Source organism: Bordetella ansorpii (assembly GCF_900078315.1).
Lineage (GTDB): Bacteria > Pseudomonadota > Gammaproteobacteria > Burkholderiales > Burkholderiaceae_B > Bordetella > Bordetella ansorpii.
Genome location: NZ_FKBS01000012.1, coordinates 119004 through 133871, shown reverse-complemented (window position 1 = coordinate 133871; position 14868 = coordinate 119004). Strand labels below are relative to the sequence as shown.

The following is a 14868-nucleotide window of genomic DNA, read 5'->3' as shown; positions in this document are numbered from 1 at the left end:
CCTGGTTGCGCCCTCGGTCCGCCCGAACCGGCGGGGATCAGCGTCCGGGCCTGAGATCGACGGCCGGCAATATCAGCCCGGCGAGCTCGTGGCGCTTGATCTTTTCGGTTTCGGTCTTGGGAAGCCGGTCCACATACAAGACATAGCGCGGCACCATATGGTCCGGCAGGCGCGCCTGGGCGAACGCATGCAGCTCGTCCGCGGGCACGGCACGGTCGGCCACGATGACCGCCTGGATCTCTTCACCCAGGATGTCGTCGGGCACGCCGATCACCGCGCACTCGCGGATATCCGGATGGCGCAGCAACTGCATCTCGATCTCGGCCGGCGCGATCATCTCCCCACCCCGGCGGATCAGCTCCTTGATGCGGCCGTGGAACGTCAGGTAGCCATCGGCATCCAGCGCGCCGCGGTCGCCGGTATGCAGCCACCCGTCACGCCAGGTGCTCGCCGTGGCCTCGGCATTGCGCCAGTACTCCGAGAAGAACATGCCGGGCTCGGCCGCGCGCGCCACGATCTCGCCGTGCACGCCCGCCGCCACCGCATTGCCGGCTTCGTCGCGGATCTGCAGATGCACCCCGGGCCGGGCCTGGCCGACCGACCCCAGCCGAGTCGCCGCGGGCAGATTCATGCTGACCCACCCGCCCGTCTCGGTCATCCCGTACAGCTCGCGGATCGCGATGCCGAAACGCGGCTCCAGCTCGCGCCACACCCGTTCCGGCGCACCGCCGCCCACGCCCCAGCGCAAACCGTGGTCGGCGCGCGCCCCCGGATGCTGCTTCTCCAGGATGGCCAGCACCGTCCCCACGTAGGTGAAGCCCGTGGCCCGATAGCGCACGGCGTCATCGAAGAAGGCGCGCGCCGAGAACTTCGGCCGCAGCACCAACGTGGCGCCCGCATGCAGCACCGACGCCACGGCGTACATCTGCGGATTGGCATGGAACAACGGCAGGAACACCATGATGCGATCCTGATCGGTCAGGCCCAGCGAACGGGTCATATCCCGGCCCGCCGCCTCATAAGCGGCGTGCGGCAGCACGGCTCCCTTGGGCAAGCCGGTGGTGCCGGAGGTGTACAGGATGCTGTTGGCCTGCTGGGCATCGGGCCGCGTCGCCAGGCGCCAGCGTGGCGTGACGTCGGTGGGCGGCGCCTCCATCGCGGCGTCGATCTCATGGATGCGCAGCGCGCTTTCCAGCCTGGCGATATCGCCGCGTTTTTCGGCCAGCAGATCTGGCTCGATCAACAGCGCGGCCGCGCCGCTCTGGGTCAGCGTGTAGCGCAGGCCATCGCCCTTCAAGCCCACGTTCAGCGGCACCGCCACCGCGCCCAGCTCGGTAACGGCGAACCATGCCGCCAGGAAAGCCGGCCGATTGCCGCACACCAAGGCCACGCGATCCCCCGCGCGGATGCCCAGCCCGTCCAGGCGGCGCGCCACGGCCGACACCAGGTCGGCCATGCCTGCATAGGTATATTCGGCCTCCTCATACACCAGGAACACGTCCTGCGGCCGCGTCTGCGCGAACTGGTACAGCCTGTCGGTCATCATGCCTGCTTCTCCCCGGCGCCGCACGCCAGGAACTGTGCTCCGGCGAACTTCAGCAACTGCTTGCCTATCGTGTTCTTCAGAATTTCCGACGACCCGCCCGCGATCTCGTATGCCTTGGCATCGCGCAGGTAACGGCCGAACGGCGCGTTCTCGGTGACGCCATACGCCCCGCAGATCTGCACCGCGGTCTCGGCCGTGCGCGTGGCCACCCGGCTGGCCAGCAGCTTGGCCTCGCTGGCATGGCGGGCGATGTCGCGATGTTCATCCAGCGCCCCGCAGGCGTCGTAGACCAGCAACCGCGCCGCGTCGATCTCGGCCAGCATGTCCGCGAAGTACCACTGAATGCCCTGGAACTGCAGCACGGTGCTGTCGAACGCCACCCGGCGCGCCGCGAAATCCAGCGCGCGGTCGAACGCCGCCCGTGCGATGCCGATGCTGATGGCCGCGGCCATCGTGCGCGAGAAGTCCAGCACCGTCACCGCCTGCCGCACCCCTTTGCCTTCGATGCCCACCAGATGGTCCGAGGGCAGGCGCACGTCATCCAGAATCAGGTCCAGGTGCGGCCCGTTGCGCAGGCCGAAGGTGCTGGCGTTGGCGCCGTGATGGGTGGATACGCCCGCCATGTCGCGGCGCACGAAGAAGGTGGACACGCCCTGCCCGGTTTCGGCCAGGATGATGTAGGCCTCCGAGGCCGCCGCCGAGGTGATGAAGGACTTGCGGCCGCGCAGCACCCAGCCGTCGCCTGCGCGGGTGGCCTTGGTGTCCAGCTTGCGGATGTCGCTGCCATGATTGGCCTCGGTCAAGGCATAAGAGGTGATCAGCCCCTGCGCGAACTCCGGCAACACGGCCGCTTTCAACGAATCGCTGCCGAACGCGTTCAACAGGTTCTGCGCCTGCAAGATGGTGATCAGGCTGATGCCCACCGCCGCGCTGGCGTAGGACGCCTCCTCGAATACCGCCGCGCAGCGGGCATAGCCCGCGCCCCGCCCCCCCCATTGCACGGGCAGTGTCAGGCTCGTGTAGCCGTCGCGGGCCAGCGCCTTGATGGCCTCGACCGGGTAACGGTCCTCGCGGTCGATCGCATCGGCGTCCGGCAGGACATGGCGCGCCACCGTGTCTCGCAGTCCATCCAGAAAACCCGCATCGACCCTGTCACGCCACAGCATGCGGCTCCAGCCATGCGGCGCCTGCGCCTGTTCCATCTCGTCTCCTTTTTCGCCCTGCGCCCGGCATTGGGGGTGCGGTGGTTTTGGAGGACTCTAGACCCGGCCCCCTGATAAAAGGCATAAACTGCCGAAAAGTTCCGGCAGGCGGAACGATGGTCCCGCCCTGCAAAACCACCGGACGGAGACACGGCGACCCATGACACCTCCCGCCCCCCGGCAAGCGCCCGCGGACGCCCCGCCGCACGCCGACACGGTCCACAGCGTCAAGCGCGCGCTGGACATCCTGCGCATGCTGTCTTTCAATGCCTCCTCCTCGGGCATGCGCTTCTCGGACCTGCAGGCGCAGAGCGGCCTGAGCAAGGGCACCCTGCACCGGCTGCTGAAGTCGCTGGTCAGCGAAGGCTTCGTCGAGCAGGCGGCGGGCAGCCGCGTCTACTACCTGGGGCTGGAATTCCTGTCGCTGGGCGAACGCGCCGCCAACCGGCTGGACATCCGCGCGGTGACCCAGCCCTCGCTGGAGCGGCTGGCGCAGCTCACCAGCGACACCGTCATGCTGACGATCCGCAGCGGCCTGGACGCGGTCTGCATCGACCGCAAGGAAGGCACGTTTCCGGTGAAGGTGCTGACCCAGAACGTGGGCACACGGCGCCCGCTGGGCGTGGGCTCCGGCAGCCTGGCCTTGCTGGCGGCCCTGTCCGACGAGGAGGTCGAGAATGTCCTGCGGCGCAACGCCACGCGGCTGGCCCCCTATCCCAGCGTCACCGCCGGCGCGCTGCGCGAAGCCGTCAGCGATGCCCGCCAGCGCGGCTACGCCTTCAATCCCGGGCATCTGCTCAAAGGGATGTATGGCATCGGCGTCACCATCTTCCTTGCGCGCCAACCGGTGGCCGCCCTGAGCGTGGCGGCGCACTACGGCCGCATGGACGCGGACCGGCGGCGCCAGATCGCCGAGCATCTGCGCCACGAAGCGGCCCGCGTCACGCAGGAACTCGGGTCGAAATAAAGCCCCTTTTGGACGCCATCACACCATGGCCATGCATCGACGGCATGGCTCGCGCCGTCTTATTCTTCGTTTCATTCCCCCCCATGCATCGAGGCTCTTCCATGGAAATCCCCCGCAATACCTTCAAGCAGGCACTGCGCGAACGCCGCGCCCAGATCGGTCTATGGGTCGGCCTGGCCGACGCCTATGTCTCAGAACTGCTGGCAGGCACCGGGTTCGATTGGCTGGTGATCGATGGCGAGCACGCGCCCAACGATCTGCGCAGCACCCTGGCGCAACTGCAGGCCGTGGCGCCGTATCCCTCGCACCCCGTCGTGCGCCCGCCGGTGGGCGATGTCGCGCTCATCAAGCAGGTGCTGGACGTGGGCGCTCAGACGGTGCTCATCCCCATGGTGGAAACCGCCGAACAGGCGGCCTTGATGGTGGCGGCCACGCGCTATCCGCCCAACGGCGTGCGCGGCGTGGGCTCGGCCCTGGCGCGCTCCTCGCGCTGGAACCAGATCGACGACTACGTGCACCGCGCCGACGAGGAAATGTGCCTGCTGGTGCAGGTGGAGTCCGCCCGCGGCCTGGGCAATCTCGAGGCCATCGCGGCCGTGGAAGGCGTCGATGGGGTGTTCTTCGGCCCGGCCGACCTGTCGGCCTCGCTGGGCCACCTGGGCAATCCCAATCATCCCGACGTGCAGCGGGCCATCCTGGACGGCATCAAAACCATACTGGCTGCCGGCAAGGCACCCGGCATTCTGACCTCCGACAACGAGCAAGCCCGCCAGTACCTGGAGGGTGGCGCGTTGTTCGTCGCGGTTGGCGTGGATACGTCGCTTCTGTTCGGCGCCGCGCGCCAGTTGGCCGCCCGCTTCAAGGGCACGACGGCCACCGTGCCCAAACCGGGCGGCGTCTACTAGACAGAAACGCAGAAACGCGGCCGCCAATGCAAAGACGGGCCCGGGAGCCCGTCCTTGTATGGAAGCGGCACCGGGCCACCCCGTACCATACCGGGGCGGCGTCCAGGCGGCTTACGTATTATTTATAGGCCGACTTGCTGCCGTCCTTGTGCCAGGTGAACACTTCGAACTCGAAGTTGTTCAGGTCGCCCTGCTTGTTCCAGGAGACCTTGCCGATCGGCGTGTCGAAGCTGTTCTTGTGCAGGTAATCGGCCACCTTGGTGGGATCCGTGCTGCCCGAGCCCTTGATCGCGTCCGCGATGACCTGGGTGGCCGAGTAGGCCGTCAGCTGGAATGCGCCGCCGGGATTGCGCTTCTTGTCCTTGAACGCCTTGACGATGTCGGCGTTGGCCGCGTTCTGGGTGAAGTCGGCCGGCAGCGTCACCAGCATGCCTTCGACGGCGGCGCCGGCGATGGCGTTGATGTCGGGATTGCCCACGCCTTCCGGGCCCATGAACTTGGCCTTCAAGCCCTGTTCCGACGCCTGGCGCAGCAGCAGGCCCATCTCGGGGTGGTAGCCGCCGTAATAGACGAAATCGACGCCCGCCGACTTCAGCTTGGTGATGACGGCCGAATAATCGCTGTCGCCGGCATTGATGCCCTCGAACACCGCGACGGATACGCCGCCCTTGCTCAGCGTGTCGCGCACGGCCGTGGCAATGCCCTGGCCGTACGACTGCTTGTCGTGCAGTACGGCGACCTTGGCGGGTTTGATCTTCTGCAGGATGAAGTTGGCGGCAGCCGGACCTTGCTGGTCGTCGCGGCCGATCGTGCGGAAGATGAAGTCGTACTTCTTGCCGTCGGTGACGGCGGGCGCCGTGGCCGAGGGGGTCACCATGACCACGCCCTCGTTGTTGTAGATCTCGGTGGCCGCGATGGTCGCGCCCGAACACACGTGACCGACCACGAAGCCGATCTTGTCGTTGACCACCCGGTTGGCGGCCACCGGGCCCTGCTTGGGTTCGCAACCGTCATCGATCAGCACGGCCTCCAGCTTCTTGCCGTTGATGCCGCCCTGGGCGTTGACGCGCTCGATGGCGGTGTCCACGCCTTCACGCACCATGTCGCCGTACTGGGTCAGCGCGCCGGTGGTCGGGCCCACGACGCCGATCTTGATGTTCTGCGCCTGCGCGCCAGCCGACAGCGACAGGCCCGCGGCGGCCAGCGCCAGGGCGGCGCATGCGGGCGCCAGCTTGAAAATCGATTGTTGTTTGCTCATGCGAACCTCCTTTTATGGTCTGTGATCGGCGCGCAGCGAGTAGCCGGCGGCCTTCTCCCGTGCCAGGTAGGGCACCGGCGCAAGCATACACCCAGGCCGCGGGCCTCGCTGTGGCGCCTTATATGCATCGCAGCATATGCAATTGAACATTTATTCGTTTGCGTTGTTTGCGGCAGACGGCATGATCCCCCGCATGAGACTGCAACCCATCATCATTCCCGGGTGGAAAGACTCCGGCCCCGCACATTGGCAGACGCTGTGGGAGCAGAGCCTGCCCCATGCCGTGCGGGTCCGCCAGCAAAGCTGGAGCGATCCGCACCCCGCGACCTGGCATGCCGCGGTCGCCGCCGCCGTCGATGCGGCCGCCTGTCCAGCCCTGCTGATCGCGCACAGCCTGGGCTGCCTGGCCGTGGCCAGCCTGCCTGTGCCCCTGCATTCGCGCGTGGCCGGCGCGCTGCTGGTGGCGCCCGCCGACGTCGAACGCACAGAACTCCCGCAATGCCTGCGCGCCTTCGCGCCCATGCCTCGGCAGTCCCTTTCCTTCCAGAGCGTGGTGGTGGTCGGCGACGATGATCCTTATTGCGCACTGCAGCGCGCCGAGGGATTTGCCCGCGACTGGGGCAGCCGGCTGGTGGTGGTGCCGTCTGGCGGCCATCTGAATGCGGACAGCGGCCTGAATGACTGGCCGGCGGGCCTGAAGTTGCTGACTTCGTTACGCCGGCGAGCGACGTGGCGGATGGCGGCTCCCCTGCCCAAAGTGCCCGCCGTACCGGTGTGAGGACGGCTTTGCTGCGTTGCGGAAATACGCTTTTTTGTAAGCAAAAATTTCTACGATGTGGCAGCGCAAAATAGCCTGTCACGCGCCAAAGCCCGTGATCGGCCCCCTTTTTCGCACTTTTGAGCCCTGTTGCTCCCAAGGTTTGCCCCAACGCGGGGGAGACGATTTGCGCACTGTTGCGAAAGATTTCCGATCCGTGACAGTCACGTACATCAAGTAGCAAATGACGCGGCTTCGTCGCAAAGGCGCGCGGGTTGCCGTGAGAGTTATTCACATAAAATGGGGGCGAGTATCCCTAAAATCCATCGTAAGACGGCACTTACATCGTGCCGATTACTCCGCGCTTCAGGCCCTCATATCGTCGTATCCATTACTATGCCATAACGTTTTTCTCAGACTGTCGGGCATTTTTTTCGCCTGAATCCAAAAACCTGAAAAGAACGATGCAGTTTGTCTGCCAATACCAATAAGATTTTTCGGGGCAAGCTGTTTACAGACGGCCTCATGAGGGAAGAAACCTGTTTATGCCAAAGCGCGTCGCCGTCATCGGTCTGTCGTTCCGATTCCCCAGTACCGACATCCAGAATTATTGGAACGACCTGCTCGAAGGCAAAGATCTGGTCACCGAGGTCGAGAGCCGGCGATGGGCTCACGACGCGTATCTGCATCCTTCGAAAGAACACCCCGGCACCTCCTATACGTTCGCGGCGGGCTCGATCGGGGACGTATCCGGCTTCGATGCCGACTTCTTTGGCATCTCGCCCCGCGAAGCCGCCCTCATGGATCCACAACAGCGCCTGCTGCTGGAGATGTGCTGGGAAACGATCGAAAGCGCCGGCATCAAGCCATCCGCCATGCGCGGTAGCGACTGCGGCGTCTACATCGGCATCGCCAGCGCCGACTATTCCTATCGCCTGGCCGAGGATTTCAACGCGCTGGACTCGTCCTTCGCCACCGGCAACACCGCCAGCATCGCCGCCAACCGCCTGTCCTACGTATTCGACCTGCACGGTCCCAGCATGGCCGTGGACACCGCGTGTTCGTCCTCGCTGGTTGCCTTTCACCAGGCATGCGCGGCCATTTCCAGCGGTGAAGTGTCCCAGGCCATCGCGGGCGGCGTCAGCCTGCACCTGCATCCTTACGGATTCATCACGTTCTCCAAGGCGTCGATGCTGTCACCCAATGGCCGGTGCCGGGTGTTCGACGCCTCGGGTGACGGCTATGTGCGCTCCGAAGGCGGCGGCCTCTTCCTGTTGAAGGACTATGACCAGGCGGTGGCCGACGGGAACCCCATCCTGGCCGTGGTTGCCGGCACCTCGGTCAACACCGATGGCCGCAAATCCGGGCTGACCGTGCCCAATGCCGACGCCCAGATCGCGCTGATGCGCCAGGTCTACCAGCGCGCCGGCATCGACCCGGCACAGATCGACTACATCGAAGCGCACGGCACCGGCACGGCCGTCGGCGACCCCATCGAGGCGCGCGCCATCGGGATGGCGCTGGGCCGGGCGCGCGGTGCCGAGGCTGCCCCGCTGCCCATCGGCTCCATCAAGAGCAATCTCGGCCACCTCGAAGCAGCATCCGGCGTCGCCGGCCTGGTCAAAGCCATCTACAGTCTGAAATACCGCACCGTCCCCGCGACCATCGGCATCCGCACCCCCAATCCGAACATCCGTTTCGACGACTGGAACATCGAAGTCGTCACGCGTGCGCGCAAATTGCGTGGCACAGGCACGCTGACCATCGGCGTCAACTCTTTCGGTTTCGGCGGGGCGAACGCGCACGCCATCCTGCAGACGCCACCGCAGGCTCCGGCGGCCCGTGCCGCGCAGTTGACGTCGACCACCGCGATCCCGGTGGTCGTCACGGGCCGCACCGCCGCCGCCCTGCACGATGCGGCACGCGACATGGCCCAAGTGCTGCGCAGCCAGCCGGCACGCGCCCTGTACGACATTGCTTATCACGCCGCGCGCCGCCGCGACTGGCACGACGAACGGGCGGTGGTCTACGGTACGGACAGCGAAGCGATCGCACAGTTGCTCGATCAGTTCGCCGCGGACGAAGCCCCCAAGCACCTCGTCAGCACGGGCCAGCGCCTGGCCCAGAGCCAGGGCCCGGTGTTCGTTTATTCGGGCAATGGCTCGCAATGGTCCGGCATGGGCCGCAAGCTGATGGGTGATCCGCTGTTCGCGGAAACCGTCGAGGAAGTGGACGCCCTGTTCCGCGAATACGCTGACTGGTCCATTGCCGCCGAACTGCGCCGCGACGATGGCCCCTCGGCCTATGACCGCACCGAAATCGCCCAGCCAGCCCTGTTCGCCGTCCAACTGGGCGTTACCCGCATGCTGGCCAAGCGCGGCATCCGCCCCGTCGCCGTGGTCGGCCACAGCGTCGGCGAAGTCGCCGCGGCCTGGGCGTGCGGTGCGCTGTCGCTGCCCGATGCCGTGGCGGTGATCTTCCACCGCAGCCGCCTGCAGGGCGCCACCCGCGGCAACGGCCGGATGGCCGCCGTCGGCATCGACGCCACCGCGGCCGCCGCGCTCATTGCCGAACTGCGCCTGGATGAGGCCGTCTGTGTGGCGGGCAGCAACAGTCCCCGCGGCGCCACCCTCGCGGGCGACCCGGGTGCGCTCGAACAGATCGGCAAGACCCTGGCCGACCAGCGCCTGTTCTACCGCCGGCTGGACCTCGACTACGCGTTCCACAGCAGCGCCATGGATACGCTCGAAGGCCCGCTGCTGCAGTCGCTGGACGCCATCGCTCCGCTGGCGGGCCACATCCCGTTCTTCTCCACGGTCACTGGCGCGCAGGCCGACGGCACCACGCTCGATGGCGCCTACTGGTGGCACAACATCCGCCGGCCGGTGCGTTTCGCGCAGGCGCTTGCGGCATTGACGGCCCAAGGCTACACCGTATACGCCGAAATCGGCCCGCATCCCGTGCTCCGCGGCTACGTCAACGACAGCCTGAAGGCCGCCGGCCTGGCTGGCCGCGTTGTCAACACCTGCACGCGAGGAGACGACGATCCCGCACGGGTGCGCGATGCCACCGGCCAACTGCTGCTGAGCGGCGCACAGGTCGATTGGCCCTTCCTGTTCCCCTGGGAAGGCCGGCACGTCACCATGCCTGCCTATCCCTGGCAACGCGAGCGCCACTGGCATCCCGTCACGCCGCAGGCTCTGGGCCAGCTCGAACGCGTCCGCGCACACGAACTGCTGGGTTATCCGCTGCGCCAGCACGATCTCACCTGGGAGAACCAGCTCGACACGCGTTGCGTGCCGTGGCTCGGCCATCACGTCGTGGGCGACGCTACCGTGTTTCCGGGGTCGGGCTTCGCCGAGATTGCCCTGGCGGCCGCGCGGCAATGGCAGCCCGGCGAGTTCGCCGATATCGAAGAACTCGAAATCCATGCTCCGCTGCTGCTGGATGCCGCGCCGTCCAAGCTGGTCCGCATGGCCCTGGACGCCTCCGATGGCCGGTTCTCCTTGCGCGGCAAGGAGGTCGGCAGCACGGATCCCTGGACGGTGCACGCCAGTGGACGGGTGCTGACCGAAGCGCGCGGCATGCCTGCTGAACACACGGCGCCGTCGCTGCCCCTGCGACCGCACGATTTCACCGGAGCCGATCACCTCGCCCTGACCCACCTGGCCGGACTCGACTACGGCTCGGCCTTCCAGGCTGTTGCCCAAGGCTGGATCGAACCGAACGGCACGGTCTGCGCCCTGCTGCAACCCGACGCCACGCTGTCCGAAAGCCTGCCCGGCAGCCTGCTGCATCCCGCCCTGCTGGACTGCACCTTCCAGTTGATCATCCACATGATGAAAGACGATCCGGTGCTGGGCCAGGGCATCGCCTTCGTACCCGCCAAGATCGGCAGATTGCGCTGGCGCCAGGGTGGCGTGCCCCATCAGGTGCGCGCGCGCCTGCTGTCGCGGGCGCCCCATTCTCTGACGGCGGAATTCGAACTGTTCGATGCGCAAGGCAGCCTCATCGCCGTCATTGAGCAGGCGCGCTTTCGTAGCGTGCGGCTGTCCAAGGCCGCCGTCGACCACCTCAGCTTCCTCGACTATGTCGCGGTGCCCGTCCCGCACCCGCTCAAGGCGGTTCAAGCCAACGCCGCGCTGCAGCCGTCCCGCCTGGAAGACGCGCTGCGCGAGACGCTGCGGCAGGCTGCGAAGGACGGCGTGCACGAACGCTATCAACACGAAGTCGATCCGCTGCTGGATGGCTTGTGCGACCGCTATGCGACGCAAGCCCTTTATGGCCTGTCCAGGAATGGGCGCTTGACCTCGGCCGCGCTACAGGCTTGCCGGGACGCTGCACCGCAATCCGCCTCGCTGCTCGACTGGCTGGTGGCCCGAGCGGAGCGCACCGGCGATCTGACGCCCGATGGACGCAACCAGTGGCGGGTTACCGCGCCCCGAGAGGATGATCCGCGGATCACTGACATCTGGAACAGCCTGGTCCGCGAATATTCGGATTACTTTCCCGTCGTGCACGCCGTCGGGCGTGTCGGCCTGCATCTGCCCGCACTGCTGGCGGGCACGCAGCCGTTCGCCGACGTCTGCCCGCGCGGCGTCACCCCCTCGGCTCTGGCTCGGCAGATCATCGGCGAAGCCGCCAGCCAGCGCATCAGTGAATCGCTGTGTGCCCAACTGACGCTGGCGATGCAGACGCGCCCGGCCGGCCAGCGCGTCTCCATCCTGGAGATCGGCAACTCCCAGCCGTTGTTCGCCGATGGCCTCTGCCACGCGCTGGATACCGCCTCCTGCGACTATATCTACGCCACCCCGTCCCGCGCGGCGCTGGACGAGGCGGCTCGCCTGCAAGACCGCCATCCCGGCCTGCGCACCGTGCTGATCGAGCCCGCCCAGCCGGCCAGCGGACCGGCCGCGGACCTGATCCTGCTGCACAGCGACTTCGACACGCCGGAGGCCATCACCCATGCCCTGCAATACGCCCACGGCAACCTGAAGCCAGGCGCCACGCTGATGCTGCTGGGCGCGCATCCGGCTGCCTGGCTCGATTTCATATTCGGGGCCCAACAAAACTGGTGGACCAGCGATCTGAACGGCGGCAAGGTCAGTACCCAGTATCCCCTGGCCTACTGGCAAGCCTTGCTGCTGCAACGCGGCTTCGTCTGCCGAGCCCCTCTCGAATTCGTTCCTGGCGGCGCTTGCGGCCCCTATCTGCTGATGGCGGGCCTGGACGCCGCGCCGTCCGAGCAGGCCGCATTGCCGGCAGTGGATGGCGGCTGGCTGCTGTTGTCCGGCACCTCCCGCTCCTACCGCCGTGAACAGACTCAGTCCTTGGCGAAGCGCCTGGGCGAAACCGGCGCGCCAGTCATGATCCAGGAGAACTGCACCCCCGAATCGCTGCAGGCTGTACTCAGCCAGGCACTGCCTCGCCTGGGCCGTCTGCACGGCGTCGTGCTGCTCGACGGCCTGGGGCAGCAGCGCGCGGACGATACGCCGCGCCAGTTGCTGGCCGAGCAGGTCCGCCGCTGCGCGCTGGCAGCAGGCTTGGCGCAGGCCTGCGAGCAGGCCGGGCTGACCCCCACGCTGTGGCTGCTGACGACAGGCGCGGCCCCGTTCATGCCCGATGGCGGCAGTTCGCCCGCCGCGCTTAACGACGCCGCGCTCTGGAACTACGGCCGCACGCTTCTCAACGAAGCCGCCGGTTTCAGTGTGCGCCTGGTCGATCTGCCGCTGAGCGGCCCACTGCCGCTGGACGCCCTGCTTCTGGAGCTGACCGCGCCGGACGCCGAACAGGAAGTCGCGCTGGACGCCGACGGCGCCCGCCACGTGCCGCGCCTGCAGCAGACTGCGCGCCCCGGTACCCTGCCGGCCAGCCTCAAGGCCGGCGACGACAGCACGCTGAGCCTGGGCTTCGACATGCCCGGCCAGTTGCGCAACCTGCGCTGGTCCGCCCAGCCGCGCACCGCACCCGGCGCCGAACAGGTCGAGGTCCGCATCCAGGCAACCGGCCTGAATTTCCGCGACGTCATGTATGCCCTGGGCCTGCTGTCCGACGAAGCCATCGAGAACGGCTTCGCCGGCCCGACGCTGGGACTGGAGTTCGCGGGCATCGTCGAACGCGTGGGCAGCTCGGTCACGGATTATCAGCCCGGCGACGCGGTGGTCGGATTCGGCCCCGCCAGCTTCGGCAACATTGCCCTGACGCATACCAACGGTATCGCACGCATTCCCGATGGCATGTCCTTCGAGGCGGCGGCGACGATCCCCAGCACCTTCTTCACTGTCTACTACGCCCTGCATCACCTGGCCCGCCTGGAAGAAGGCGAGAAAGTGCTGATTCACGGTGCGGCCGGCGGCGTGGGCATCGCCGCCATCCAGTACGCGCAATGGGTAGGCGCCGAGATCCACGCCACCGCGGGCTCGGACGAAAAACGCGACTTCCTGCGCCTGATGGGCGTGGAGCACATCTACGACTCGCGTTCGCTGTCCTTCGCCGACGACATCCTGGCCGAGACCGGCGGGCGTGGCGTGGACGTCGTGCTGAACTCCCTTGCAGGCGAAGCGATCAACCGCAACCTGCGTGTGCTCAAGCCCTTCGGCCGGTTCCTGGAACTGGGCAAGCGCGATTTCTACGAGAACACGCGCATCGGACTGCGTCCGTTCCGCAACAACATCAGCTATTTCGGCATCGATGCCGACCAACTGATGCAGGAACGGCCCTCGCTGACGCGCCGGTTGTTCGCCGAAGTCATGCAACGGTTCCAGGACGGCGTGCTGCACCCGCTGCCCTACCAGGCGTTCGACGCCAACAACGTCGTCGACGCATTCCGCCACATGCAGCAGGCCCGCCAGATCGGCAAGATCGTCGTCACGTATCGCAACGGCATCCGCGATGCGCGCCGCCCTGCCGCCCTGCGTGGCACGCTCGAACTGTCGCCGCACGCCACCTACCTGGTCACGGGCGGCCTGTCCGGCTTCGGCCTGCGCACCGCCAACTGGCTGGCCGACAAGGGCGCGCGCAATCTCGTCCTGCTGACGCGCAGCGGCCTCTCCTCGCAAGCCGCGCAACAGGCCGTCGACGCCTTGCGGGCGCGCGGCGTCACCGTCCACGCGCCTGCTTGCGACGTCACGGACCGCGAAGCGTTGAGCGGCGTGCTGGCCGAGGTCGCCGCTGGCATGCCTGCACTGCGTGGCGTGGTGCACGCGGCGATGGTCATCGATGACGGCTTGGTGCGCAGCACCAACGCCGCGCAGATCGAACGCGTGCTCGCACCCAAGGTGCTGGGCGCCCTGCATCTGGATGAACTCACGCGCGGCATGCCGTTGGACTTCTTCGTCTTCTATTCGTCGGGCACCACACTGTTCGGCAACCCCGGCCAGGCCAACTATGTGGCCGCCAATGGGTGGCTGGAAGCCATGGCGCGCCACCGCGTCTCGCAAGGCCTGCCCGCGACCTGCGTGCGCTGGGGGGCGATCGACGACGTCGGCTATCTCGCCCGCAACAAGAAGGTCAAGGACGCCCTGCAGGGACGCATGGGCGGCACGGCGCTGTCCTCCGACCTCGCCTTGCGCGTGCTGGAGGACATGCTGCTGTCCAATACGCCCGACCTGGGGGTTCTGGAGCTGGACTGGCGCGCCCTGGCGCGTTTCCTGCCCAGCGCCGGCTCGCCCAAGTTCTCATGGATCGCCCGGCGTGCCTCGACCGGCGAGGCGGACGATGCCGGCAGCCCTGATATCGCGAACATGCTGGCCACCCTGGACGACGATGCGCTGCACCACGCCTTCATCGACATGCTCAAGAGCGAAGTCGGCGAGATCCTGCGCGTACCGGTCGACAAGATCGACCCGCAACGCTCCATCTACGACATGGGCCTGGATTCGCTGATGGGCGTCGAACTGATCGTCGCGGTCGAAAATCGCTTCGGCATCCGCCTGCCGGTCATGGCCTTGAACGAAAGCCCGACCACCGCCCGGCTGGCCAGCAAGCTCATCGAGCTGCTGCGCGGCGACAATACCGAACAGCCCGACGCCGTCACGAGCCAGATTGCTCAAGTCGTCGCGCAACATATCGACGATGACGTTCCCAGTGAAGTCGTCGCGCAGCTCGCCGACGACCTGAAGGCCGGCCCTGAGCTGTCCACGCAACGCATGATTCACTGAGTACGCTGTGTCCAACTCCAAGAAGGGCCTGCCGGGCCTGACCGCAGGACTGAAGAACAAGCTGATCCAGCAGG

The 14868-nt window shown here is 66.9% G+C and carries 7 protein-coding genes; 4 read left to right on the top strand and 3 right to left on the bottom strand.

Annotated elements, in window-relative coordinates:
* Positions 1 to 37 precede the first annotated feature (37 nt).
* The gene (locus A7W11_RS05630) at positions 38 to 1546 is read right to left on the bottom strand and encodes a class I adenylate-forming enzyme family protein (protein WP_066409836.1); all 1509 of its coding nucleotides are present in this window, start codon (positions 1544 to 1546) and stop codon (positions 38 to 40) included.
* Positions 1543 to 2748 (bottom strand): acyl-CoA dehydrogenase family protein, encoded by a 1206-nt coding sequence (locus tag A7W11_RS05625; RefSeq protein ID WP_066409832.1) that lies wholly within the window; start codon positions 2746 to 2748, stop codon positions 1543 to 1545. The genes A7W11_RS05630 and A7W11_RS05625 overlap by 4 nt, the downstream gene beginning before the upstream one ends.
* Before the next feature lie 160 nt (positions 2749 to 2908).
* Here A7W11_RS05625 and A7W11_RS05620 point away from each other — a divergent pair, with 160 nt between their 5' ends.
* Both A7W11_RS05620 and hpaI read left to right on the top strand, forming a co-directional pair.
* Positions 2909 to 3715, top strand: coding sequence for an IclR family transcriptional regulator (locus A7W11_RS05620; protein WP_066409829.1), 807 nt, complete (start codon positions 2909 to 2911; stop codon positions 3713 to 3715).
* Positions 3716 to 3816: 101 nt separating this feature from the next.
* Positions 3817 to 4620: a 4-hydroxy-2-oxoheptanedioate aldolase gene (gene hpaI, locus A7W11_RS05615; RefSeq protein WP_066409823.1), complete on the top strand. Its 804-nt coding sequence runs from the start codon at positions 3817 to 3819 to the stop codon at positions 4618 to 4620.
* A gap of 118 nt (positions 4621 to 4738) precedes the next feature.
* Here the strand turns inward: hpaI and A7W11_RS05610 are convergent, their stop codons facing one another.
* Complete coding sequence (locus A7W11_RS05610; protein WP_066409820.1) at positions 4739 to 5878, bottom strand: branched-chain amino acid ABC transporter substrate-binding protein; 1140 nt, start codon at positions 5876 to 5878, stop codon at positions 4739 to 4741.
* Between the two features lie 193 nt (positions 5879 to 6071).
* Here A7W11_RS05610 and A7W11_RS05605 point away from each other — a divergent pair, with 193 nt between their 5' ends.
* Together A7W11_RS05605 and A7W11_RS05600 are read left to right on the top strand one after the other, a co-directional pair.
* Positions 6072 to 6656 carry an RBBP9/YdeN family alpha/beta hydrolase gene (locus A7W11_RS05605; RefSeq protein ID WP_066410138.1) on the top strand — a complete coding sequence of 195 codons (585 nt, stop codon included), beginning with the start codon at positions 6072 to 6074 and terminating at the stop codon, positions 6654 to 6656.
* Positions 6657 to 7180: 524 nt separating this feature from the next.
* A complete protein-coding gene (locus tag A7W11_RS05600; protein ID WP_066409811.1) occupies positions 7181 to 14794 on the top strand; it encodes a type I polyketide synthase in 7614 nt (2537 codons plus the stop codon).
* Positions 14795 to 14868: the final 74 nt, after the last annotated feature.

What these genes read in the sequence shown, in the direction of transcription:
- A7W11_RS05620 (WP_066409829.1), top strand. Translation starts at nt 2,909, where the DNA reads ATGACACCTCCCGCCCCCCGGCAAGCGCCCGCGGACGCCCCGCCGCAC.
- A7W11_RS05600 (WP_066409811.1), top strand. Translation starts at nt 7,181, where the DNA reads ATGCCAAAGCGCGTCGCCGTCATCGGTCTGTCGTTCCGATTCCCCAGT.
- hpaI (WP_066409823.1), top strand. Translation starts at nt 3,817, where the DNA reads ATGGAAATCCCCCGCAATACCTTCAAGCAGGCACTGCGCGAACGCCGC.
- A7W11_RS05605 (WP_066410138.1), top strand. Translation starts at nt 6,072, where the DNA reads ATGAGACTGCAACCCATCATCATTCCCGGGTGGAAAGACTCCGGCCCC.
- A7W11_RS05610 (WP_066409820.1), bottom strand. Translation starts at nt 5,878, where the DNA reads ATGAGCAAACAACAATCGATTTTCAAGCTGGCGCCCGCATGCGCCGCC.
- A7W11_RS05630 (WP_066409836.1), bottom strand. Translation starts at nt 1,546, where the DNA reads ATGATGACCGACAGGCTGTACCAGTTCGCGCAGACGCGGCCGCAGGAC.
- A7W11_RS05625 (WP_066409832.1), bottom strand. Translation starts at nt 2,748, where the DNA reads ATGGAACAGGCGCAGGCGCCGCATGGCTGGAGCCGCATGCTGTGGCGT.